This is a genomic window from Leeuwenhoekiella sp. A2, assembly GCF_047946655.1.
Lineage (GTDB): Bacteria > Bacteroidota > Bacteroidia > Flavobacteriales > Flavobacteriaceae > Leeuwenhoekiella.
Genome location: NZ_CP172311.1, coordinates 378,516 through 400,432, shown reverse-complemented (window position 1 = coordinate 400,432; position 21,917 = coordinate 378,516). Strand labels below are relative to the sequence as shown.

The 21,917-nt window shown below is 33.2% G+C and carries 19 protein-coding genes; all 19 read left to right on the top strand.

Features of this window, described 5'->3' with window-relative positions; translation table 11 throughout:
* Window positions 1-28: 28 nt before the first annotated feature.
* On the top strand, window positions 29-1,420 hold the full coding sequence (locus tag ACH3PA_RS01775) for a UDP-glucose 6-dehydrogenase (protein ID WP_416441107.1): 1,392 nt from the start codon (window positions 29-31) through the stop codon (window positions 1,418-1,420).
* Between the two features lie 20 nt (window positions 1,421-1,440).
* Complete coding sequence (locus tag ACH3PA_RS01770; RefSeq protein WP_416441109.1) at window positions 1,441-3,219, top strand: SLC13 family permease; 1,779 nt, start codon at window positions 1,441-1,443, stop codon at window positions 3,217-3,219.
* Window position 3,220: 1 nt separating this feature from the next.
* Entirely contained in the window at window positions 3,221-3,811 is a 591-nt protein-coding gene (gene cysC, locus ACH3PA_RS01765; protein WP_416441111.1) for an adenylyl-sulfate kinase, read from the top strand.
* 3 nt (window positions 3,812-3,814) lie between these two features.
* On the top strand, window positions 3,815-4,720 hold the full coding sequence (gene cysD, locus ACH3PA_RS01760; protein ID WP_416441113.1) for a sulfate adenylyltransferase subunit CysD: 906 nt from the start codon (window positions 3,815-3,817) through the stop codon (window positions 4,718-4,720).
* A 24-nt stretch (window positions 4,721-4,744) separates the two neighbouring features.
* Entirely contained in the window at window positions 4,745-6,013 is a 1,269-nt protein-coding gene (gene cysN / locus ACH3PA_RS01755; RefSeq protein WP_416441115.1) for a sulfate adenylyltransferase subunit CysN, read from the top strand.
* Between the two features lie 2 nt (window positions 6,014-6,015).
* A complete protein-coding gene (cysQ, locus tag ACH3PA_RS01750) occupies window positions 6,016-6,810 on the top strand; it encodes a 3'(2'),5'-bisphosphate nucleotidase CysQ (protein WP_416441117.1) in 795 nt (264 codons plus the stop codon).
* Window positions 6,811-6,964: 154 nt separating this feature from the next.
* Window positions 6,965-8,308, top strand: a complete 1,344-nt coding sequence (locus ACH3PA_RS01745) for an exopolysaccharide biosynthesis polyprenyl glycosylphosphotransferase (RefSeq protein WP_416441119.1) — start codon at window positions 6,965-6,967, stop codon at window positions 8,306-8,308.
* A 21-nt stretch (window positions 8,309-8,329) separates the two neighbouring features.
* A complete protein-coding gene (locus tag ACH3PA_RS01740) occupies window positions 8,330-9,478 on the top strand; it encodes an aminotransferase class I/II-fold pyridoxal phosphate-dependent enzyme (RefSeq protein WP_416441121.1) in 1,149 nt (382 codons plus the stop codon).
* A gap of 3 nt (window positions 9,479-9,481) precedes the next feature.
* Complete coding sequence (locus tag ACH3PA_RS01735) at window positions 9,482-10,516, top strand: polysaccharide biosynthesis protein (RefSeq protein WP_416441123.1); 1,035 nt, start codon at window positions 9,482-9,484, stop codon at window positions 10,514-10,516.
* Between the two features lie 140 nt (window positions 10,517-10,656).
* Entirely contained in the window at window positions 10,657-11,433 is a 777-nt protein-coding gene (locus ACH3PA_RS01730) for a polysaccharide biosynthesis/export family protein (RefSeq protein ID WP_416441125.1), read from the top strand.
* Between the two features lie 3 nt (window positions 11,434-11,436).
* A complete protein-coding gene (locus tag ACH3PA_RS01725; protein ID WP_416441127.1) occupies window positions 11,437-13,800 on the top strand; it encodes a GumC family protein in 2,364 nt (787 codons plus the stop codon).
* 47 nt (window positions 13,801-13,847) lie between these two features.
* The gene (gene rfbA, locus ACH3PA_RS01720) at window positions 13,848-14,726 is read left to right on the top strand and encodes a glucose-1-phosphate thymidylyltransferase RfbA (RefSeq protein ID WP_416441129.1); all 879 of its coding nucleotides are present in this window, start codon (window positions 13,848-13,850) and stop codon (window positions 14,724-14,726) included.
* A gap of 1 nt (window position 14,727) precedes the next feature.
* Window positions 14,728-15,300: a dTDP-4-dehydrorhamnose 3,5-epimerase gene (gene rfbC, locus ACH3PA_RS01715; protein WP_416441131.1), complete on the top strand. Its 573-nt coding sequence runs from the start codon at window positions 14,728-14,730 to the stop codon at window positions 15,298-15,300.
* Complete coding sequence (rfbD, locus tag ACH3PA_RS01710) at window positions 15,293-16,162, top strand: dTDP-4-dehydrorhamnose reductase (RefSeq protein WP_416441133.1); 870 nt, start codon at window positions 15,293-15,295, stop codon at window positions 16,160-16,162. The genes rfbC and rfbD overlap by 8 nt, the downstream gene beginning before the upstream one ends.
* Window positions 16,163-16,166: 4 nt before the next feature.
* Entirely contained in the window at window positions 16,167-17,192 is a 1,026-nt protein-coding gene (rfbB, locus tag ACH3PA_RS01705; protein ID WP_416441135.1) for a dTDP-glucose 4,6-dehydratase, read from the top strand.
* Between the two features lie 21 nt (window positions 17,193-17,213).
* Complete coding sequence (locus tag ACH3PA_RS01700; RefSeq protein WP_416441137.1) at window positions 17,214-18,527, top strand: oligosaccharide flippase family protein; 1,314 nt, start codon at window positions 17,214-17,216, stop codon at window positions 18,525-18,527.
* Window positions 18,528-18,551: 24 nt separating this feature from the next.
* Entirely contained in the window at window positions 18,552-19,472 is a 921-nt protein-coding gene (locus tag ACH3PA_RS01695) for a glycosyltransferase (RefSeq protein WP_416441139.1), read from the top strand.
* A complete protein-coding gene (locus ACH3PA_RS01690) occupies window positions 19,469-20,545 on the top strand; it encodes a glycosyltransferase family 4 protein (protein WP_416441141.1) in 1,077 nt (358 codons plus the stop codon). Before ACH3PA_RS01695 ends, ACH3PA_RS01690 begins: the two co-directional genes overlap by 4 nt.
* A gap of 98 nt (window positions 20,546-20,643) precedes the next feature.
* Window positions 20,644-21,879 carry a hypothetical protein gene (locus ACH3PA_RS01685; protein WP_416441143.1) on the top strand — a complete coding sequence of 412 codons (1,236 nt, stop codon included), beginning with the start codon at window positions 20,644-20,646 and terminating at the stop codon, window positions 21,877-21,879.
* Window positions 21,880-21,917 lie beyond the last annotated feature (38 nt).

The following is a 21,917-nucleotide window of genomic DNA, read 5'->3' as shown; positions in this document are numbered from 1 at the left end:
ATATATTTACGAACAAAATATAAAATAAATGAAGATTAAGACCATTTGTTGTATTGGTGCCGGTTACGTAGGAGGACCTACTATGGCTGTAATAGCGCAAAAATGCCCAGAGATAAAAGTAACTGTTGTAGATATTAATGAAAAGCGCATAGCTGCCTGGAATAATGAGGATTTAAGTTTGCTTCCTGTATATGAACCGGGATTAGATGAGATCGTGGGAGAGGCAAGAGGAAGAAACCTTTTCTTTTCTACCGATGTGAATCAGGCGATTCTGGATGCAGATATGATTTTTATCTCTGTAAATACACCAACCAAGACATATGGAATAGGCAAGGGTATGGCTGCAGATCTTAAGTTTATTGAGTTATGTGCCCGCCAAATAGCTTCTGTGGCAAAATCTAATAAGATTGTAGTTGAAAAATCAACTTTACCTGTTAGAACAGCAGAAGCTTTAAAGCGAATTCTTGAAAATACGGGAAGTGGTGTTCGTTTTGATATTTTGTCAAATCCTGAATTTCTTGCAGAAGGAACTGCAATGGGCGATTTACTAGAAGCAGACCGAGTTTTGATAGGGGGAGATGATACAGTAGAGGGTAATGAAGCAAAGCAGGCTCTAGTAGATGTTTATTCACACTGGATACCCAGAGAGCGCATACTTACAACAAATGTCTGGTCATCAGAATTATCAAAATTGACTGCCAATGCTTTTCTGGCTCAACGGGTGTCATCTATTAATTCATTGTCAGAACTTTGTGAGGTAACAGAGGCTGATGTAAATGAAGTAGCTCGCGCCATAGGGAGTGATTCGAGAATTGGTCCTAAATTTTTAAAAGCGTCTGTAGGTTTTGGGGGATCTTGTTTTCAAAAGGATATATTGAATTTAGTTTATATATCTAAATCCTACGGTTTGCATGCAGTGGCCGACTATTGGGAACAGGTTATTATAATGAATGATCACCAAAAAAGAAGGTTTGCGGAGAAAATAGTCAAAACCTTATTTAATACAGTATCTGGTAAGAAAATTACATTATTAGGTTGGGCCTTCAAAAAGGATACCAATGATACGCGTGAATCAGCGGCAATATATGTTGCAGATTATTTGCTGAATGAGCGTGCTGAAATAACAGTTTACGATCCAAAAGTTACTGAAGAGCAAATTTTAGCAGATCTGGATTATTTAAATAGCAGAACAGAGGCAGAGAACAGATTGCTTGTTCACGTATGTAATGATCCCTATGAAGCAACAGAAGATACCCATGCAGTAGCTGTTATGACAGAATGGGATGAATTTAATACTTACGACTGGCATAAAATATATGATAAGATGTTTAAACCTGCATTCTTATTTGATGGTCGCGGTATATTGGATGACAAAGAACTTTCTACCATAGGTTTTGAGACCTATATAATCGGGAAGTAAACTTCTAAATTCGTAGTATATTGAATAGTTTTATTTCGAGTTATAAAAGTTTAATAGTTGGAATTGTATTGGCTTTTATGATTTTTGAATTAATACGTTCAAAAAGAAGGCCCGCAACAGTTTTTGGAATTGTTGTGGGAATTTTTTTGTTACTTGGTTATATAAGTGTTGATTCAATTCTAAAAGCATTAATTACAAAAAGTGTTTTAATAATATTTATTGTTATTGCAATTAGCTCGATCATAAATGAATACTTTGATATAGGTAAGTTTCTTGATAGGATAATGGGTAAAATACGGTCAAAATTTGTTTTTTTCACTGTTTTATGTGCTTGTGTCGCGCTTATTTCTTCGGTTTTCAACAATACCCCTGTGGTAATAATCCTAATCCCTTATGTCATGAAAAAGGGAGAATACTATGGGATATCGCCTTCTAAGCTTCTTATTCCACTTTCCTTTTCAGCAATTTTAGGGGGAATGATTACGCTCATAGGTACATCAACAAATCTTGTTCTCAATGGCCTTTTAGAAAGTAATGGGTTAGAACTTTTCAAGCTTTATGATTTTGTTGTTCCTGGTTTAATAGTAACTGGTATTGGGATTATTTATTTTTTAGTAATTGGATTTAAGCTTTTGCCATCCAGATCGCTTACGCCCCTACAAAAGAGAAATGCTGTTAGAAAATATTTTGTCGAAGCTAAGGTTGGCAGTAGCTCTACCCTTGTGGGTAAAAGTATAGAAGACAGTGGGATAAAGGATTTTAGAGGAATCTCTCTAATTGAAATTGTGAGGGGTAATAAAATTTTTAAAGTAGTTGCATCAAAAAATCTTATTGTTGAGGGAGGAGACAGATTAATATTTTCTGGCAGCCTGGAAGATGTGATGCTCATAAATGAAGAGGATAATAATATTGAATTTATAAGTAATAAACTTAATAAATACGAGGATAAATTAGAATACGTCGAACTGTCAATTCCTACTAACTCTTGGTTAGATGGGAAACGAATAAAAGATACTGATTTTCGTGCTAAATACAGTGCCACTATACTTGCCGTTCATAGAAATGGTGAGGATTTGAGCGGAAGAATTGGGGAAATTAAATTGAGAAGTGGAGATCTTCTAATTGTTGTACCCCACTCTAATCTTTCAGAATCTATACGAGCAGATTTTTATATTCTTTCTAATTTAAAAACTAAAGGTAAGCAGTCAAATAATAAAGTTAAATTTCTTTGTGGATTGAGCCTTTTGGGATTGACAATGTTTTTCGAAAGAATTGATTTATTTCTCTTTTTATTTTTGACCCTTATATTACTTCTAAGTTTGGGTTATACCTCAATTAACTCCATAAAGAGTGGTTTCAGAGTTGACTTGTTTGTAGTTTTGTGCGCTTCTATAATTATAGGGGAAGTTTTTATTTCGTCGGGGCTCGCTGACTTTATTTCAGGAAAGTTGTTGTTTATGCTTCAGCCTTATGGAATGCTGGTGATTATTTTGGGATTAATGCTTTTTACGATATTGTTGACATCATTTATAACCAATGTAGCAGCCGTTTCTATAGCATTTCCATTGGCTTATTCAATTAGTCTAACAACAGGTATACCAGGTGAAGCATTGTATTTGGTTGTGGCGTTTGGAGCATCGGCTGCGTTTATGACACCAATAGGTTATCAAACTAATTTAATTATCTTGGCTCCGGGTGACTATAGATTCAAAGATTTCTTTAAGGTTGGTGCTCCATTAACTGTATTGTATGTAATTGGGGTAATTGGGTACATAATGATAAAATATAAAATAAATTAATTTGGGAAGTAATTTAAGAAAACAGGATTATAAAATCACACAGTCAACCAGGGCTGAACGTGCGCAGCATAAATCTATTGTGATTTGGTTCGTTGGTCTCTCTGGCAGTGGGAAATCTACAGTTTCTGATGCTCTAGAATATTTTCTTTTTAATAAAGGATTAAATACTTATACTCTCGATGGCGATAATATCAGAATGGGTATTAATAAAGATCTGGGCTTTGAAGCTCATGATCGGTCAGAGAATTTAAGGAGAATTGCAGAAGTTGGTAAATTATTTACTGATGCAGGAATTATTACATTAACTGCTTTTATTACTCCTTTAGAAGAGGATAGACAGCGATCAAGAGAAATTTTGGGAGAAAAGTATATAGAAGTATACGTAAACTGTCCTCTCGAAGTATGTGAACAAAGAGATGTTAAAGGGCTGTATGCTAAAGCTAGAAATGGACAAATACAAAATTTCACGGGGATATCGGCTCCGTTTGAAAAGCCCGAAAACCCTGATGTAGAAATTTTTACAGCTGAGCAGTCTATTGAAGAATGTGTTCAGGAAATATGGAAAGAAATTAAAAATAAAGTAATTTATTAAGTTATGAGAAAATACGCATTATCTCACTTAGAAGAGTTAGAAGCTGAAGCAATTTATATATTAAGAGAAACTGCTGCTCAATTTCAAAATCCAGCAATTTTATTTTCTGGGGGTAAAGATTCTATATTAGTAACGCATTTAGCGAAGAAAGCTTTTTATCCAGCGCCAATACCTTTTACTTTTTTACATGTTGATACAGGGCACAATTTTCCTGAAACTATCGCTTTTAGAGATCAATTGATGAAAAAATTGGGAGTGAAATTGGTTGTGGGTTCTGTTGAAGAATCTATAAAGCGAGGCACCGTAAGAGAAGAGACGGGTATGGATGCCAATAGAAATAAATTACAGACAACTTCCCTGCTTGAAGCAATAGAAGAAAATCAATTTGATGCTTGTATTGGCGGCGGTAGACGAGATGAAGAAAAAGCAAGAGCTAAAGAGCGATTCTTTTCACATCGTGACGAATTTGGTCAATGGAATCCTAAAAACCAAAGACCTGAGCTGTGGAATTTAATGAACGGTCGGTATAATATGGGCGAGAACTTTAGAGTTTTTCCTATTAGTAACTGGACAGAATTAGATGTATGGCAATATATTACAGCAAATGCACTTGAGTTACCTATGTTGTATTTTGCACATGATCGAGAGGTTATTTGGAGGAATAATTCATGGATACCTTTCTCTGAATTCACCACCCTTCGTCCTAAAGAAGAAGTAGTAACAAAGAGAATTCGTTTTCGTACCCTGGGTGATATAACTATTACTGGTGGTGATGAATCAAATGCAGATACACTTGATCTTATTCTTGAAGAAGTAGCAGTCGCGCGTCAAACGGAGCGAGGAAATCGGTCTGATGATAAACGATCAGAAACTTCAATGGAAGACAGAAAGAAAGAAGGTTATTTTTAGTATAATAAATATCTAATAAGTAAAATGAGTAATATACTTAAAAACGAAGAAAAGCAGATATTAAGATTTACAACGGCGGGAAGTGTAGATGATGGGAAATCTACCTTAATAGGCAGATTGCTTTATGATTCAAAATCTATATATACTGACCAAATAGAAAACCTTCAAAAAATCTCGGAGAAAAAAGGCATCTCACACCTCGAACTTGCTCATCTAACTGATGGACTTAAGGATGAAAGAGAACAAGGGATTACCATTGATGTTGCTTATAGATATTTTTCTACTCCTAAAAGAAAATTTATTGTAGCAGATACCCCTGGGCATATTCAGTATACTCGAAATATGATCACTGGGGCATCAACTGCAAATTTAGCCTTAATTCTTGTCGATGCGAGAAAAGGTGTGATTGAGCAAACAAAAAGGCATTCATTTATAGCTTCTTTACTTCAGTTACAGCATGTTGTGGTGTGTGTTAATAAGATGGATCTCATTAACTATAGTGAAGAAGAATATGATAAAATCGTAGAAGATTACAAAAGTTTTGCTTCTAAACTGCAAATTAACGACATCAGGTTTATACCTATTTCCGCCTTGAATGGTGATAATGTAGTTAATAAGTCTGAAAATATGGACTGGTATAAGGGTGATACTTTACTGGGGACTTTAGAAACTATACATATAAGCAGCGATTATAATATGGTTGACTGCAGATTCCCGGTTCAAACAGTAATACGTCCATTTAGTGATGAACATCATGATTATAGAGGCTATGCAGGTAGAATTGTAAGCGGGATATTTAAAAAAGGAGATGAAGTTATGGTTCTACCTTCTGGTTACAAATCAAAAATTCAATCTATAGTTCTTGGCGAAGAAACTCTTGATGAAGCATTTCCTCCTCAATCCGTTACTATCAATCTTGAAGATGATATTGATGTAAGCAGAGGCGATATGATTGTGAGAGAGCATAATCAACCTGAGCAAAAGCAGGATATCGAAGTCATGTTATGTTGGCTTAATAATGAGAAATTTCAACCCAGAGCAAAGTATACCGTAAAACATACAACGGTTGATGCACGTGCGATAATTAAGGAGATTTTATATAAAGTAGATATTAATACTTTACATCGTCAAGAAGATGTGTCTGATGTAGAGATGAATGATATTATAAGAGTGAAAATTAGAACTACAAAGCCTTTATTGGTTGATGAATATAATCAGAATAGAGGTACAGGAAGCCTTATCCTAATTGATGAAAGTACTAATGAAACTGTTGCTGCAGGCATGATTATTTAATTATGGATATATCAGGTAATTTAAAAATAGCCATTCAGGCAGCTGTTGAAGCGGGAGAGGAGATTCTAAAAATCTATAATGAAGATAATTTTGAAGTCGCCTTCAAAGAGGATAAATCACCGCTTACAAGTGCAGATAAAGCCTCGCATTTAAAAATAGTCTCTTTTTTAAAGCAAACATCTTTTCCTATTTTATCTGAAGAAGGAAGAGATATTGCTTTTGAGGAGAGAAAGGATTGGGAAACTTTATGGATTGTAGATCCTATAGACGGCACCAAAGAGTTCATTAAAAGAAATGGAGAATTTACAGTTAATATAGCGCTTGTTGCAAATAATGTTCCTGTTCTAGGTGTGATTTACGTTCCTGTTCTAAAGGATTTATATTTTGCTGAAAAAAACCTGGGTTGTTTCAAGTTGGAGAATATAACTAGCTTTAGTGACTTTGAAAATCGGTTTGATCAAAGCTTAAAACTGCCTCTTGAGAAAAAGGAAAGAGCGTATCAGGTCGTTGCAAGTAAATCTCACCTTTCTCCGGAAACTGAAGATTTTATCGAGAATTTAAAAAAGGATTATCCTGGGTTGCAGACAATATCAAAAGGTAGTTCCCTTAAACTTTGTATGGTTGCTGAAGGTATAGCTGATTGTTATCCTCGATTTGCACCTACTATGGAATGGGACACAGCTGCCGGGCAAGCAATTTGTATGTATGCGGGTAAAACTGTAATCGATTATAGCACTAAAAAAGAAATGTTGTATAATCGAGAAAATCTACTTAATAATTGGTTTTTAGTATCATAAAAGCCGTTTTTTAGTTCATAAATCGGGATAATTGAATGTTATTTTTGAATGAATAGTGGTTAATTTAAAACAATAATCACGTCAATTATTGACATATTTTTTGACTCACTTAAAATAGTATATATTCTACTTTTAAATTTTGTTATAAGGTAATATGAAAAGATCTGCTTTAATAATTCCTCTTTCGATATTAGCACATCTGGCTATTATAAATACGACCTTATATCTCTTAACTCCAGAAACTTACCTGGAGTTTTCTTCTATTATTTATTATAATCTAAGTTGGGTTTTAATAGCTGTTCTTTTTAACTTTTATCCTACGGCGAGAAAAGAGACGTTTTATACAAACCTGCATAAGCCTGTTCAGCAATTTTTCATCTATGGACTAGGATATTTTGCATGGTTAGGTTTTAAACAAATAGATTATAATCCTATCTATCAACTTTATGTGATTTTTATTCTATACGTGGGTCTTACTGCATATAGATGGCTTTTTTATTCTTTTATAAAATTTTACAGAAGCGAAGGAGGTAACAGTGCTAATGTTATTGTTGTTGGGCGAGATAGAAAATTAAAGAAAATACGTTCGATTTTTGATAGATCAGAGTTTGGATATCGCTATATGGGATATTTTGATAACGTGCAATCTAAAAGCAAAACCTATTTAGGACCTATATCAAATTCATTCTCTTATATTTTAGAAAATGATATAGACGAGGTGTATTGTATGGTATCAAGGCTAACTTATGAGGAGTTACAGGAGCTTATACATTTTGCAGATAATAATCTGAAGAAACTAAAAATCATACCAGATAATAAGGAGATTTATACCCGTGCTATGAATGTTGAATTATATGGTACTGTTCCTGTATTCAATTTGCGAAAAATGCCCCTAGACACAGGGTATGGAAAATATGCAAAGCGTGCATTTGATCTGGTTTTCTCATCTTTTGTTATTGTCTTTTTGCTATCTTGGTTAACACCATTGATTTTCATTATAATGAATATTGAATCTAGAGGGCCTCTTTTTTTTAGGCAGAAGAGGCATGGCTTCAATAAAGAACCTTTTTGGTGCTATAAATTCAGATCGATGACAAGTAACGATGAGGCTAATAGTAAAATGAGTTCTAAGGACGATAATAGAATAACCAGAATCGGAAAGATTTTACGTAAGACTAGTATCGATGAGTTGCCGCAATTTTACAATGTTTTCTTTGGGGACATGAGTGTAGTGGGGCCACGCCCACATATGGAGGCTCACACGAGAAAGTATGAGAACTCAGTAGATAAATATTTAGTACGGCACTTTGTAAAACCGGGTATTACCGGTTTAGCCCAAATAAGAGGATATAGAGGTGAAATATTAGACGATTCAGATATTATTAATAGAGTGCGACTTGATATATTCTATCTTGAAAAATGGTCTGTTCAACTCGATTTAAAAATAATATACTATACTGTCGTAAATGCAATAAGAGGGGAAGAGAAGGCATATTAAATCAACGTCATCATTACGTTAATGAAAGACAATTCTAAAATATGGCTTTCGCCTCCGCATATTGAAGATGATGAGAAGCAGTCTTTAAATGATCTTATAGATTCTAATTGGGTAACTACTGGAGGGCCTGCTACAACTGCTTTTGAAGAGGATTTAAAAAGATATTTAGAAGTTGATTCACCGGTTGTAGCCTTAAACTCGGGTACTTCAGCAATACATTTAGCCTTATTATTAGCTGGTGTGACACGAGGAGACAGCGTCATGTGTCAAACTATGTCTTTTGTAGCTACTGCAAATCCTATTCTGTATATAGGCGCCAATCCTATTTTTATTGATAGTGAGATGGAAACATGGAATATGTGTCCTGAAACTTTAGAAAATGCTATTAAAAAGGAGATTGAAAATGACGGGAAGATACCTGCTGCTATAATTGTGGTTCATTCTTATGGCATGCCTTGTAAAATTGACGAGCTTTCTGAAATATCAAAAAAATATAACATTCCACTTATTGAAGATGCTGCAGAGGCTTTAGGAAGTAAATATAAAGATAGGAAATGCGGTTCTTTTGGCGATTTTGCAACCTTTTCATTTAATGGAAATAAAATTATTACCACGGGAACAGGAGGTGCTTTAGTAATAAAGAATAAAAAATTAGAAAAAAATGCACGCCATTTAGCAAACCAGGCAAAAACTAGCAATTTTGATTATAATCATGATATGTTGGGATATAATTATGGGATGTCTGGTCTATCTGCGGCCATGGGAATAGCTCAACTAAAAGGTGTTGAGAAAAAAGTAAATATACGCAGGGCAAACAATTGGTTTTATAGGGAGGTTTTTGATACCATAGAGGAGGTTTTTATGCTTAAAGAGCCGATTTTAAATTTTTACAGTAACTTTTGGTTGACAACTATCTTATTTGACCCAAAGGGTGAAAATAAAATAAATAAAGATGATTTGCGTAAATGCCTAGAAGCCGAAAACATTGAATGCAGAATGCTTTGGAAACCATTACACCAACAATCATTTTATTCCAAATACAATTATTACGGTAATGGCATTGCTGAAATGCTATATTTAAACGGACTTTGCCTGCCATCGGGCTCGAGTCTTTCAATGAAAGAAAAAGAGCGTATCGCATCTGTTATAAAAGGCTACTTCAAAAACTGATATTTGAAAGAGAAACCAAATTTAATAGCAAATAAATCAATACTTATCACTGGGGCAGCTGGTAGTATAGGAGAAGCCTTGTCCTTATACCTCGCTGAAAAAGTACCTTCGCTACTTGTATTAGTTGACATAGCCGAAAGCCCATTGTTTCTTCTTGCTTTAAAATTAAATCAACTTTTTCCAAAAATTAAAATAAATACAATTATAGCCAATGTCGCGGATGAATCTGCGATGATTAAAATTTTTGAAAAGAATACTATAAATATTGTATTTCATGCAGCGGCTTATAAACACGTTAGCTTAGTTGAGGATAATCCTTGTCCTGCGGTTATAAGTAATATAAGAGGAACACAAGTAGTTGTTGATTTGTGCATAAAGCATTCTGTAGAAAAAGCTATCTTTTATTCTACTGATAAAGCTGTTAACCCTATTAGTGTCATGGGAGCGACAAAAAAAATAGCAGAGAAATACATTTTGAGTCAGTCAACAGATCGCATAACTCAATTTTATGTACTACGGTTATGCAATGTGTATAATTCAAAAGGTTCTGTAGTTCCAATTTTTCGTGAAAACGTAAGGAATGGAGATGCTTTGATTCTTTCAGACCCATTAGTAGAGAGAATGTTTGTTCAGATGAAAACTGTTTTATCTGTAACTTATGATGTAATGCATAATGAACTGGGAGGAAATGTATTTTTTACCACAGACTATGAGCGTTTGAAAATACGGGATCTTGCACTTAAAATCGCACATGAAGAAGGTGCTAATTTAGGTGATAGAATAAAAATAGGAGAACTAACAAATGGGGAAAGGCTGTATGAGAAACTATTTGAAGAGCAGGAAGAAATTATTGATTCAAAAGTAAAAATGGTAAAACGCATTAATAAAAAGAAGAATGTGTGTATAGATTTGGATTTAATAGCCAAGTGTATCGAGCATGCGCGAGACTCAAATGAAAGAGAAACCGTCATTTTATTAAAGAAAATCCTGCCAGATTATCGTAGTCAAAATTCTCAATGGGCCATTCTTGATAGATAATTTATGATTATAATATCATCTATAACTCAAAAATTTGTCTTTCAACGAGAAGAGTATTCAAATGTTTGAGTATATAAGATATTATCTTATCATTGCTAAGGTTAATATTTACGAGAGTAATTTATTTTATGTATAAAAAATTGAAAAAAATCTTCAAATTTCTGTTTGCGGTTGTTGTAATTTCTATAGGTTTTGTATCCTGTGTTTCTAAGCGAAATGTCCTTTATTTTCAAGATGTAGAACGATTAAATCAGGGAATTGAAACTAATAATTATCAAACTATAATTCGTCCTGATGATCTTTTAACCATAACAGTTTCTGCGCTAAACCCTGAAACGGTAATTCCTTTCAATCCACCATTAGTAAGTAGCCCTACGGTGGATGGAACAATAAGGAACACGCAGCAAATACAAACTTATTTAGTAGATAAAAGTGGGGAAATTGAGTTTCCTGTTGTAGGGACAATAGAATTAGGTGGGTTAACGCGACAAGAGGCAATTAATGAGCTGCACAATATTTTATCAGAATATATCATAAATCCAATAATAAATTTAAGAATTCTGAATTACACAATAACGGTTATGGGCGAAGTGAACAATCCAGGAACTTTTACCGTTAATGACGAAAGAATAACAGTTTTAGAAGCATTAGGTTACGCGGGAGATATGACAATTTTTGGCAAAAGAAAAGATGTGATTGTGGTGCGGGAAGAAAATGGGGATAAAAGCTACGGCAAACTTGATTTTACTTCTGCAGATGTGATGAACTCACCATATTACTATTTACAGCAAAATGATGTTGTTATAGTTTCACCAAATACAGCACAAGTACAAAGTTCTGGTTTTAATAGAAATTCTAGTATTTTCGTTTCTATAGCGGGTATTGTAATTTCAGTAATAGCAATTTTAACTAGATAGGATATGAGTACTACCGGTAAATCTTTGACTCCTAATGAGGAAATCAATCTAAAAGATCAACTTAATCTATACTTAAGATATTGGCCTTGGTTCCTTATATCAGTATTGCTCATTCTCTCATTAGCCTTTCTCTATTTAAAATACACAAGTGAGAATTATAGAACTCAGGCAACAATTTTGATTAAGGATGAACAAAATAGTTCTTTGTCTGAATTAGCTGCATTTGAAGACTTAGGTCTAACAGGAGGAGGGTTAAGTTCATCAGACTTAGAGAACGAAGTTGAAATACTAAAGTCAAAAAAGCTTTTAACTCAAGTCGTTAAAGATTTAGACTTAAACATACGCTATTTTTTTGAAGGAGATATAGTTTCAAAGGAAGTCTTTATTGATAGACCCTTTACAGTAAAGATGTTGCAAGGAGAAGAGGAGCTTAAAAATATAAAGGAATTACTTATAACACCTGTTTCTTTAACCGAGTTTGATTTACTAGAAGCTAATAAGTCAAAGAAAAGATATTCTTACGGTAAAAAGGTACAACTAAACAATATAACTATTACTTTAGTTCCTGAGGCATCATTACCTTATTTTATCGAACAAGGGAATGATTTTAAAGTTACACTTAGCTATGATGACGTGGTCGTTCTTGATCTCCAGGAAAATTTAGCTGTTCAAGCCACAACCAAAAATAGTAGCGTGATTTCACTCAGTCTTGTCTCACCTATAAGAAATAAATCAGAAGCAATAATTGATAGGTTAATTAGTGCTTATAATGACGATGCAATTGATGATCAAAATCTTGTCTCTAAAAATACAGCTGAATTTATTGATAAAAGGCTTGATATTATTACTCAGGAGCTGGATTCTGTTGAAAGTAACAAAGTTAATTTCAAACAGGAAAATCGACTTACCGATATCCAAACTGAGGGGCAGCTATTTTTAGAGAATGCAAGTGAATATGAAAAGAGAAGCCTCGATGTCTCTACTAAACTTGAGCTAACTAATAATATGATAGATTATTTGGAAGATGGCTCTAATAAGGAGCTTTTGCCTTCTAATCTTGGTATTACAGAAGATGATGCTATGGCTCAGTCGATTCAAAATTATAATGAATTGATCATGGAGCGCAATAGATTATTACGCAGTTCTACTGAAAAGAACCCAGTTGTAATATCACTAACAAATCAAATAGCAGAACTTCGTTCTAATGTTCTGCAGAGTTTAAATACAGCACGCTCTACTTTGCGTGTTACAAGTCAGGATCTAAGCTCTCAGTCAGGGAGAATTGGTTCACGTATTTCACAGATTCCAGGAGTTGAAAAGCAGTTTCGTGGCATCGAAAGACAGCAAAGTATTAAGGAGGCTTTATATCTCTATCTTCTACAGAAAAGAGAGGAAACTGCAATTTCTCTTGCTGTCACAACGCCAAAAGCCAAGATTGTTGATAGAGCATATAGTAGTTTAAAACCGGTTTCTCCTAAACCTAAAATTGTTTATTTAGGCTCATTGGTTGCTGGATTGCTTATTCCATTTCTATTTGTTTATACGCGCAACTTATTAGATACAAAAATTCATAACAGGAGCGATATTGAGAATGCTTTACCAGGTATTCCCATTTTGGGAGAAATACCTCAAATTAATAGTAAAGAAAGCGATCTTATAGAAACAAATGATAGATCGATGCTTGCAGAATCTTTTAGGATTCTACGAACTAATTTAAGTTATTTTACTAAAACTAAGGAAGGAAGTAAACAAGTTATATATGTTACATCAACAATAAAGGGTGAAGGTAAAACCTTTACTTCATTCAATTTGGGACTTACATTAACTAGTACGGGTAAAAAAGTATTATTGATAGGGGCAGATTTAAGAAATCCACAGCTTCACAGATATTTAGGAAGCAAAGATGCCGGAATCGGTCTTTCTGAATATTTACATGATGAGACTATTGTGCCATCTGCAATTATAAATAAGCTTGAAATAAAAGGTCACAAGATAGATTTAATGTTATCAGGTAGAATTCCTCCTAATCCTGCAGAACTGCTAATGAGCGATAGATATGAGGAATTATTAGAATCTCAAAAGAGCGTCTATGATATAATAATTGTTGATACTGCGCCAACTATGTTGGTGACAGACACATTACTAATAAGCCAGTATGCAGATTTAACCATCTACGTGTCAAGAGCAGAATACACAGAGAAGAAATTATTACAATATCCTAAAGAGTTAAGAGTTGATGGCAAACTGAAAAATATTGCTTTCGTAGTTAATGATGTAAACTATGCCAACTTTGGATACGGAACAAAATACGGGTATAGCTATGGTGTTGATGAAAGCTGGTTTGAAAGAATGAAAAAACGCTTTTAATTAACCCTAGTATTTCTTCTAAATTTAAAAACTATAACCCCTCAAATATGAAAGGAATTATTTTAGCTGGAGGATCAGGCACACGTCTATATCCTATTACTAAAGGTACATCAAAACAGCTTCTCAATATCTACAATAAACCAATGATTTATTACCCTTTATCAGTCCTGATGCTTTCGGGGATAAAGGAAGTTCTAATTATTTCTACGCCGCATGACCTGCCTAATTTTGAAAAATTATTAGGCGATGGAAAAGAAATTGGAATGAAATTTTCCTACAAAATACAACCAAGCCCAGATGGGTTGGCACAAGCTTTTATTCTGGGTAAAGATTTTATAGGTGATGATGATGTATGTCTGGTATTAGGAGACAATATTTTCTACGGTCATGGTTTTAGTGAGTTGTTAGAAAAATCTGTTAAGAATGTGAGGGATGAGAATAAGGCAACTATTTTTGGCTATTATGTTAACGATCCAGAAAGATATGGTGTTGTAGATTTTAATAAGGAAGGCCAAGTGTTAAATATAGAAGAAAAGCCAAAAGATCCCAAAAGCAACTATGCCGTTATAGGACTGTATTTTTATCCTAATAGTGTGGTGAAAATAGCCCAAGAGGTAAAGCCAAGTGAGCGTGGTGAGTTGGAGATAACAACTGTGAATGAAATGTACCTAAAAGAGGGAAATCTTAATGTTGAACTTATGGGTAGAGGTTATGCATGGTTCGATACTGGTACACATGAATCTATGTTAGAAGCTTCTAATTTTATTCATACTATAGAAAAGAGACAGGGTTTAAGAGTGGCTTGTCTAGAGGAAATTGCTTTTGATAAAGGTTATATTACAAAAGATCAACTCTTAGTTCTAGGAGAGGAGCTTAAAAAGAATGAATATGGGCAGTACCTTATAAATAGAGCTCAAAAGAAATAATATGGATTTTGAAAGAACAGAAATTACAGATGTTGTTATCTGTAATCCAAAAGTTTTTGGAGATCATCGAGGCTATTTCTTTGAATCTTTTCGAAGAGATCAATTTGAAGAATTTATAGGCTATAAAGTGGATTTTTGTCAGGATAATGAGTCGAGATCAACTTATGGGGTGCTTAGGGGACTTCATTTTCAAACCCCTCCTTATACCCAATCTAAACTTGTTAGAGTGACTGAAGGTAAAGTACTTGATGTCGCCGTTGACCTAAGAAAGGGCTCGCCCACTTTTGGTAAAAGTGTAGGAGTAGAATTAAGTGCAGAAAATAAAAAACAGCTTTTCGTTCCTAAGGGTTTTGCTCATGGCTTTGTAGTTTTATCAGAGGAAGCTACTTTTTCATATAAATGCGATAATTATTATGCTCCATCTCATGACAGCGGCTTGTTTTTTAATGACGAGATATTAAATATCGACTGGAAACTTCCGGATGGAGATCTAAAGCTTTCAGAGAAAGATTCAAAGCAGCCTTTATTGAAGGATGCAAAAGTTTTTGATTTTAAGGATAATTTATATGAGTAAGAAAAACATTCTTGTTACCGGAGCGAACGGACAATTGGGGTCTGAGATACAGTATCTTGCTACAGATTTTACTCAGTACAACTTTTTCTTTACAGATGCACCTGAGCTTGATATAACAAAAAAAGAAAGTTTAGCCCAATATATAGAAGAAAATAAAATACAGGCTATTATAAACTGCGCTGCTTATACTGCTGTAGATAAAGCAGAATCTGACAAGAATCTTGCTGACAAGATCAATAACATAGCAGTTGGTTATTTAGCAGAAATAGCACAGGTTAATAAAATAGGGCTGATTCACATTTCTACAGATTACATTTTTGATGGTAAAGGATATGAGCCTTACAAAGTAGATCATCCTTCATCACCTGTTAACATGTATGGAAAAACAAAATTAGATGGGGAACAGAAAATACTTGAAATAAATCCACCCTCTTCGCTTATAATAAGAACTTCTTGGGTGTATTCCTCTTTTGGCGGGAATTTCGTAAAAACGATGCTAAAATTAGCTGATGAACGTGAGGAAATAAAAGTAATAGCAGACCAGGTAGGCGCCCCAACTTATGCAAGAGATTTAGCTAAATTTATTCTAGACAAGACATTAGATATTCAAAATGAAAAAGTAGAAATATACCATTATACAAATGAGGGTGTGTGTTCTTGGTATGATTTTGCAAAAACCATTATCAGTCTTGGTAATAAAAATTGCAAAGTAAATCCCGTACCAACTACAGAATATCCTACACCCGCAAAAAGGCCATTTTATTCTTTAATGGATAAGAACAGTCTAAAATCTAAATTTAATATCGAGATACCTTATTGGAAAGATAGCCTTGAAGACTGCTTAAAAATCATACAAAAGTAAACAAATGAAAAACGTACTTATTACAGGGGGCGCTGGATTTATAGGGTCTAACTTTGTGCCTTATTTTTTAGATAAAAATCCCGATTTTGGCCTTATAAATCTCGATTTATTGACATACGCCGGAGATTTGGATAATCTAAAGGAAATTAGTGATAACGACAGGTACACCTTTGTTAAAGGTGATATTCGTGACAGATCTCTTATAGAGAATATTTTTGAAAAGTATAATATTGCTGGAGTTATACACTTTGCAGCTGAATCACATGTTGATAATTCTATAAAGAATCCTGGAGTTTTCATAGAAACTAATGTTAACGGTACTTTTACTTTAATTGATGTAGCGTATAAATTCTGGATGGAAAAGCCTTTTAAGTATAAAGAAGGTTTTGAAAAAAATAGATTTTTACACATTTCTACAGATGAAGTTTATGGTACTTTAGGAGAAACAGGTCTGTTTACAGAAGAAACCTCGTATGCTCCTAATTCACCTTACAGCGCTAGTAAAGCTAGTTCAGATATGATAGTGCGTAGCTATCATCATACATATGGGTTAAATACAATTATAACCAATTGCTCTAATAATTACGGTCCTAAGCAACACGACGAAAAATTAATTCCTACAGTTATACGTAAGGCACTTCAAGGCGAAGCTATACCTATTTATGGTGATGGAAAAAATATAAGGGACTGGTTATATGTTTTAGATCACTGTAAAGGGATTGATCTTGCTTATTTTAATGGTTTAGCAGGAGAAACGTATAATATAGGTGGGAGAAATGAAAGAAATAACAATTATATAGCACATACCATTTGTTCTTTACTTGACGAGTTAGCACCTAAAAAAGATGGAAGTTTTGTTGAGCAAATTACCTATGTAGAAGATAGGGCAGGTCACGATAGACGTTATGCTATTGATGCGACGAAAATTGAAAATAATCTAAATTGGAAAGCTGCTGAAAATTTTGAAAGTGGTATAAAGAAAACTATTGAGTGGTACTTAAAAAAGTACGAGTATGCCGATTATTCTTAATATTTAATTTTTTAAAGCTGTATGCTTAAAATAATTTCTGCTGGTATTGCAAAGCTAGATGGTAACACAAGAGAGGTTCTTTTAAAATCATCTACCTCAACACTAGTCAAAGTTGTTTCAATGGGATTGGGTTTTGTGTTAAGCGTAATTTTGGGAAGGATTTTAGGTCCCGACGGTCTTGGAATTATAAATCTTTCTAACCAGCTCGTTCAATTATTACTCGTATTATTTCTTTTAGGTCTTCCAAATGTTATTATTAAAGAAGTTGCCATTGCACGAAATAATAATTTACACCAACGAGTTGGGAGGGTAATGAAATCTTCCTATATACTAGCAGGAGTATTTAGTATCATCCTTACAGTTCCTTTAATACTTTCAGCTCCATGGATTTCAATTAACATTTTTAAAAATGAGTTATTAACGATTCCCCTTACAATTGCCTTAGCTGTAATTTTGCCTCAAGTGTTTTCTAGATTATTTTCTGCAGGACTCGTAGGTTATAGAAAAATATGGCAGAGTAATCTTGTTGATCAAGCTCTTAGTGTTTTAGTAACATTAATTGTTTTAGGAGTATGTTGGTTAAGTAATATAGTAATCGATGTGATAATAGCATCTATAGCTTATGCGGTAGGGGTAGTTGTTGTTACTGTGTGTATTGGTTTATACTGGAATTCACTTTATAAACAGTCTTTTAATCTTGAATTCGTTGGAGGGCAATTGTTAAAGACAGCTCTTCCAATGTTATTGGTTACAGCAACAGGGGTTATAAGTAGCACCGTCGATTCTGTAATGTTAGGAGTTTTTTCTAATGTAACCGCAGTAGGATTATATACTGTTAGTGCTAAAGTAGCTTTGATTACTGGATTCTTTTTACAGGTTACTAATTCGGCAGTAGCACCGAAGATAGCTTCTCTTTATGCTGATGGCGAATTAGTAGAATTAAGAATTATGTTAAAAAAAGTAACACAGGGGTTGGCATTTATTGCAATATTCCCTCTGCTTATCTATATTTTTTTTGGAGGGTATATACTTTCACTATGGGGTGAGGAATTTAGAGAAGGTTATTGGGTGTTAATTATTTTGAGCATAGGTCAATTTTTTAATATTGCAACAGGAAGTATTACATCTCTTTTAAATATGACCGGTCATGAAAAAATTCATGGCCGAATATGTTTGGGTTTTCTATTACTTAACATTCTTTTGAACTTTGTTTTTATTCAATTCTATGGAGTTTTAGGAGCTGCTGGTTCAACAGGATTCGTCTGGATAGCTGAAAACGTGACAAAGGTTTATGTTGCTCAGAGCAGAATAGGAGTTTCTACAAGACCATTTTAATTAAATTTAAGAAGAAAGACAACCATGCAAAAGGTTTTACAAAGCCAAAAGGTTTATTCAATTGTTGTGACATATAATGGAGCGGAAACTATTATTAAATGCATTAGTAGTCTTACTAATTCTGATATTAAGCATCATGAAATTCTGATATTTGATAATAATTCATGTGATAATACAGTAGCTTTAATTCATAAGAATTTCCCAGATTTAAAGGTCAAGGTTTCTAAAGAAAACCTAGGTTATGGTAATGCTAATAATCGAGGTTTTACTATAGCTTTGAATGAGTGTGCAGATTATATATTTTTACTGGATCAAGATGCCTGGGTAAAACCAACTACTATAAATAATTTAATTTTAGAATCCCTAAAACACCCTAGCTTTGGAGTTTTTGCACCTCTTCAATTGAGAGTAGATGGAGAATTTGATTTTCAATTTGCGAAATATTATGACAATAGTTATCCTATAGATGAGAGTATAAGAAAATGTAAGTTTGTTAATTCTGCCGCATGGTTGATTTCCAGGGAATGTATAGAAAAAGTAGGAGGTTTTTCACCTGCATTCCAACATTTTGGTGTGGAAAACGATTATAGTAGAAGAGTAAAGTATAACAAGATGAAAATAGGAATCGTAACATCGGCCTCATATGTTCACAATAGGGAAAAGCGAGTTCAAAGAGAGCTAGATCACAACAATCAGGTGCATCAAGTGTATGTCAATCAATTAGCTACTTTGGTCGATATCAACAGAAGTATTGTAGTTCAATACTTAATTCAGTTTTATAAAATTTTTAAATATATATTTTTTCCTGATAAAGGAAATGAGCATATTTCGAAAATCGCATTTGCTATTGGGAGCCTAAAGGCCCAGTTTCAATTTTTAAAAATTTTAAAATATCGTAATAGATCAAAAAAACCTATGGCGTATTTAGAAGCGATAAGAGAATGATAATATATGTACTACATGAGCGGGGTGCTGAAAGTCATTATCGGGCACTGATCTGGGGATCTAAGCAATATGAGGGAATAAATGTAAAATTCAGAGAGTTTTCTATTTTCAGAAAGTCGGCAAAATCTATTCTTAAAATGGATTTTGAATTATTAAAAAAACAATTTATAAATATTGCTTTTTTAATAAACTTGATGTTTACCTCAAATAAAGTTGTGATTATTGGTATTGCGCCTTATGATTGGAGATTAATGTTGTACTATTCTTTTTTCAAAAAGCACAAATATTATTATCATACCTCGCAAACTTCATGGGATTATACTAATTATGCGAAGAGGTTCCTGTCAGAAATGAAATATTCAAAAGATGTTTGGAGAAATTTTATTAATAATGCTATTGGAGTATTTTGTGTTTCTCGAAAAACCGCAGATGAAATAACTAAATATTATAATCCCAAGAAAATATCTATTGTCAACCACTCTATTGAAAAGATATATGAATCGAATAAGTTAAACAATAAAAATCATAAAGTCATCAATTGTTTATTTGTCGGAAGATTGTGGCAAATAAAAGGGATAACATTAATATTTGAAATAATTAAAAATTTAGATCCAGCGAAATTTAATTTTGGATTTGTGGGAACTGGTGAAATGGAAGCAGACGTTCGTTCTTTTATTAAGAATAGGTCTAATTGTAAATACTATGGGTATCTTACTAATCCCCTTTTAAGAGATATTTACGATATGAATGATGTCTTACTTATACCATCACTGAAAATGGGTGATTGGGAAGAATTTTTTGGAATGGTGCTTATAGAAGGAATGGCAAGAGGTGTAATACCATTAGCCACTAATCACTCTGGGCCTATAGAAATAATTAAAGATAAACATTCAGGTTACCTATTTAACGAAATAAATTATGTGAAGAATGCAGAAATTGTTTTGAATAATTTATATAGTAACAATGGGAATTTAAAATTATTACAAGAAAACGCTTTTAAAGCGGGTCAATGTTATAAACCAGAAGAAATTTTTAAGAAATGGAATAGTCTTCTTTCGCTAAAATATAGATAGAGAGAATGAAAATATTTATTTCCGAACAGGAATATTCGGTATCCACTATCCACTATCATTACATTAAACTCTAATAGAATGAAGAATACAGGTAATCCATGATATCTATCAACAAAATATTATATGCTTTAATTTGTTTATTTGCGCTAGTAAACTATTATTTTACAACAGAAGCTACTTTTGTCTTAGCATTTATTGCAGTTTTATTTTCTATTTGGGGAAGAGGATTTATGAAACACCATTTGGAGATTCTATTTTTACCTATATTATTTATAATTCTTGGTTTTATAAAATCTTATGAAAATGAACCTGTTTATATTTTTAAGGATTTCTATTATTTTTTCAATCCTATAATTATTTTTAGTTTCGGTTATGTTAGCGCTTATTATATCTCAATTGATAAATTACTTAAAACATTTGTAGTACTTGGAGTTTTTCTTGGAATAGCATATTTATTAAATCATAATTGGTCAGCTGCTAAATCTGTAAATGCTCTTCATGAAGAAGAGGGAGTGGCAAGCTACCTAGTAATAATTGCATTAGTCATTTTACTATTAAAAATTATTAGAAAAGAGCAAATTTTCTCTAAATTTTTGACAGGATTTTTTATTAGCATATTGACTCTTACTTGTATTATAGCCGTGTCCCGTACCTTCTTGTTAATCTTTTTTATATTAATGATTACTGGAAGCGGTCAATTAAAGTTTGAGAAATTTTTTGTTTTAAAATTTTTAATGCTTGTATTGATTTTTTCCGTATTTACTTTTTTCCTTGTAAACATTGAGGTTGCTGATCATTCTAGTTTTATAGGGAAACTACTATATTCATTAGATGAAGTTACAATTTCGAACTATGATGATTTAGGTGAAATAAATAATAATTGGAGAGGATTTGAAGCTTTTATGGGATGGCAGCAAATAAGTAAGGGCAGCTTTTTAGAATGGTTTGTTGGTCAGGGATTTGGAAGAACTACTCCCATTGGTATTGAAATAAAACTTGGTGATGAGTATTTTACCGAGATACCTTTCTTCCATAATGGATTTATTACTTTGATCTTAAAAACGGGTTTGATTGGGTTGATTGCATACCTCATCTTTTTTATCAAGATGGGTATTACAAATTTTCGTGATAAATTTGACTACGATGAAAACTATATTTTGTGTAAAAACATCATCCCAGGGCTAGCACTAACATTGATTTTAACAACCTTTATTATTTCTGGCTGGTTGAATAAATCGACATTGGCGCCTGTGATCTTTTCGCTGGGATATTTCATAAGTGCTAAAGAGAATATTAAAGATTTTTATGAGGAAGAAAATATAGAAGATAATTAGCAATAAAAATTAAAGTATATTGCAGCCGTTTTCAATAC

What these genes read in the sequence shown, in the direction of transcription:
- ACH3PA_RS01695 (WP_416441139.1), top strand. Translation starts at nt 18,552, where the DNA reads ATGCAAAAGGTTTTACAAAGCCAAAAGGTTTATTCAATTGTTGTGACA.
- ACH3PA_RS01690 (WP_416441141.1), top strand. Translation starts at nt 19,469, where the DNA reads ATGATAATATATGTACTACATGAGCGGGGTGCTGAAAGTCATTATCGG.
- ACH3PA_RS01685 (WP_416441143.1), top strand. Translation starts at nt 20,644, where the DNA reads ATGATATCTATCAACAAAATATTATATGCTTTAATTTGTTTATTTGCG.
- cysD (WP_416441113.1), top strand. Translation starts at nt 3,815, where the DNA reads ATGAGAAAATACGCATTATCTCACTTAGAAGAGTTAGAAGCTGAAGCA.
- ACH3PA_RS01775 (WP_416441107.1), top strand. Translation starts at nt 29, where the DNA reads ATGAAGATTAAGACCATTTGTTGTATTGGTGCCGGTTACGTAGGAGGA.
- rfbB (WP_416441135.1), top strand. Translation starts at nt 16,167, where the DNA reads ATGAAAAACGTACTTATTACAGGGGGCGCTGGATTTATAGGGTCTAAC.
- rfbC (WP_416441131.1), top strand. Translation starts at nt 14,728, where the DNA reads ATGGATTTTGAAAGAACAGAAATTACAGATGTTGTTATCTGTAATCCA.
- rfbA (WP_416441129.1), top strand. Translation starts at nt 13,848, where the DNA reads ATGAAAGGAATTATTTTAGCTGGAGGATCAGGCACACGTCTATATCCT.
- ACH3PA_RS01700 (WP_416441137.1), top strand. Translation starts at nt 17,214, where the DNA reads ATGCTTAAAATAATTTCTGCTGGTATTGCAAAGCTAGATGGTAACACA.
- ACH3PA_RS01740 (WP_416441121.1), top strand. Translation starts at nt 8,330, where the DNA reads ATGAAAGACAATTCTAAAATATGGCTTTCGCCTCCGCATATTGAAGAT.
- rfbD (WP_416441133.1), top strand. Translation starts at nt 15,293, where the DNA reads ATGAGTAAGAAAAACATTCTTGTTACCGGAGCGAACGGACAATTGGGG.
- cysN (WP_416441115.1), top strand. Translation starts at nt 4,745, where the DNA reads ATGAGTAATATACTTAAAAACGAAGAAAAGCAGATATTAAGATTTACA.
- ACH3PA_RS01725 (WP_416441127.1), top strand. Translation starts at nt 11,437, where the DNA reads ATGAGTACTACCGGTAAATCTTTGACTCCTAATGAGGAAATCAATCTA.
- cysQ (WP_416441117.1), top strand. Translation starts at nt 6,016, where the DNA reads ATGGATATATCAGGTAATTTAAAAATAGCCATTCAGGCAGCTGTTGAA.
- ACH3PA_RS01745 (WP_416441119.1), top strand. Translation starts at nt 6,965, where the DNA reads ATGAAAAGATCTGCTTTAATAATTCCTCTTTCGATATTAGCACATCTG.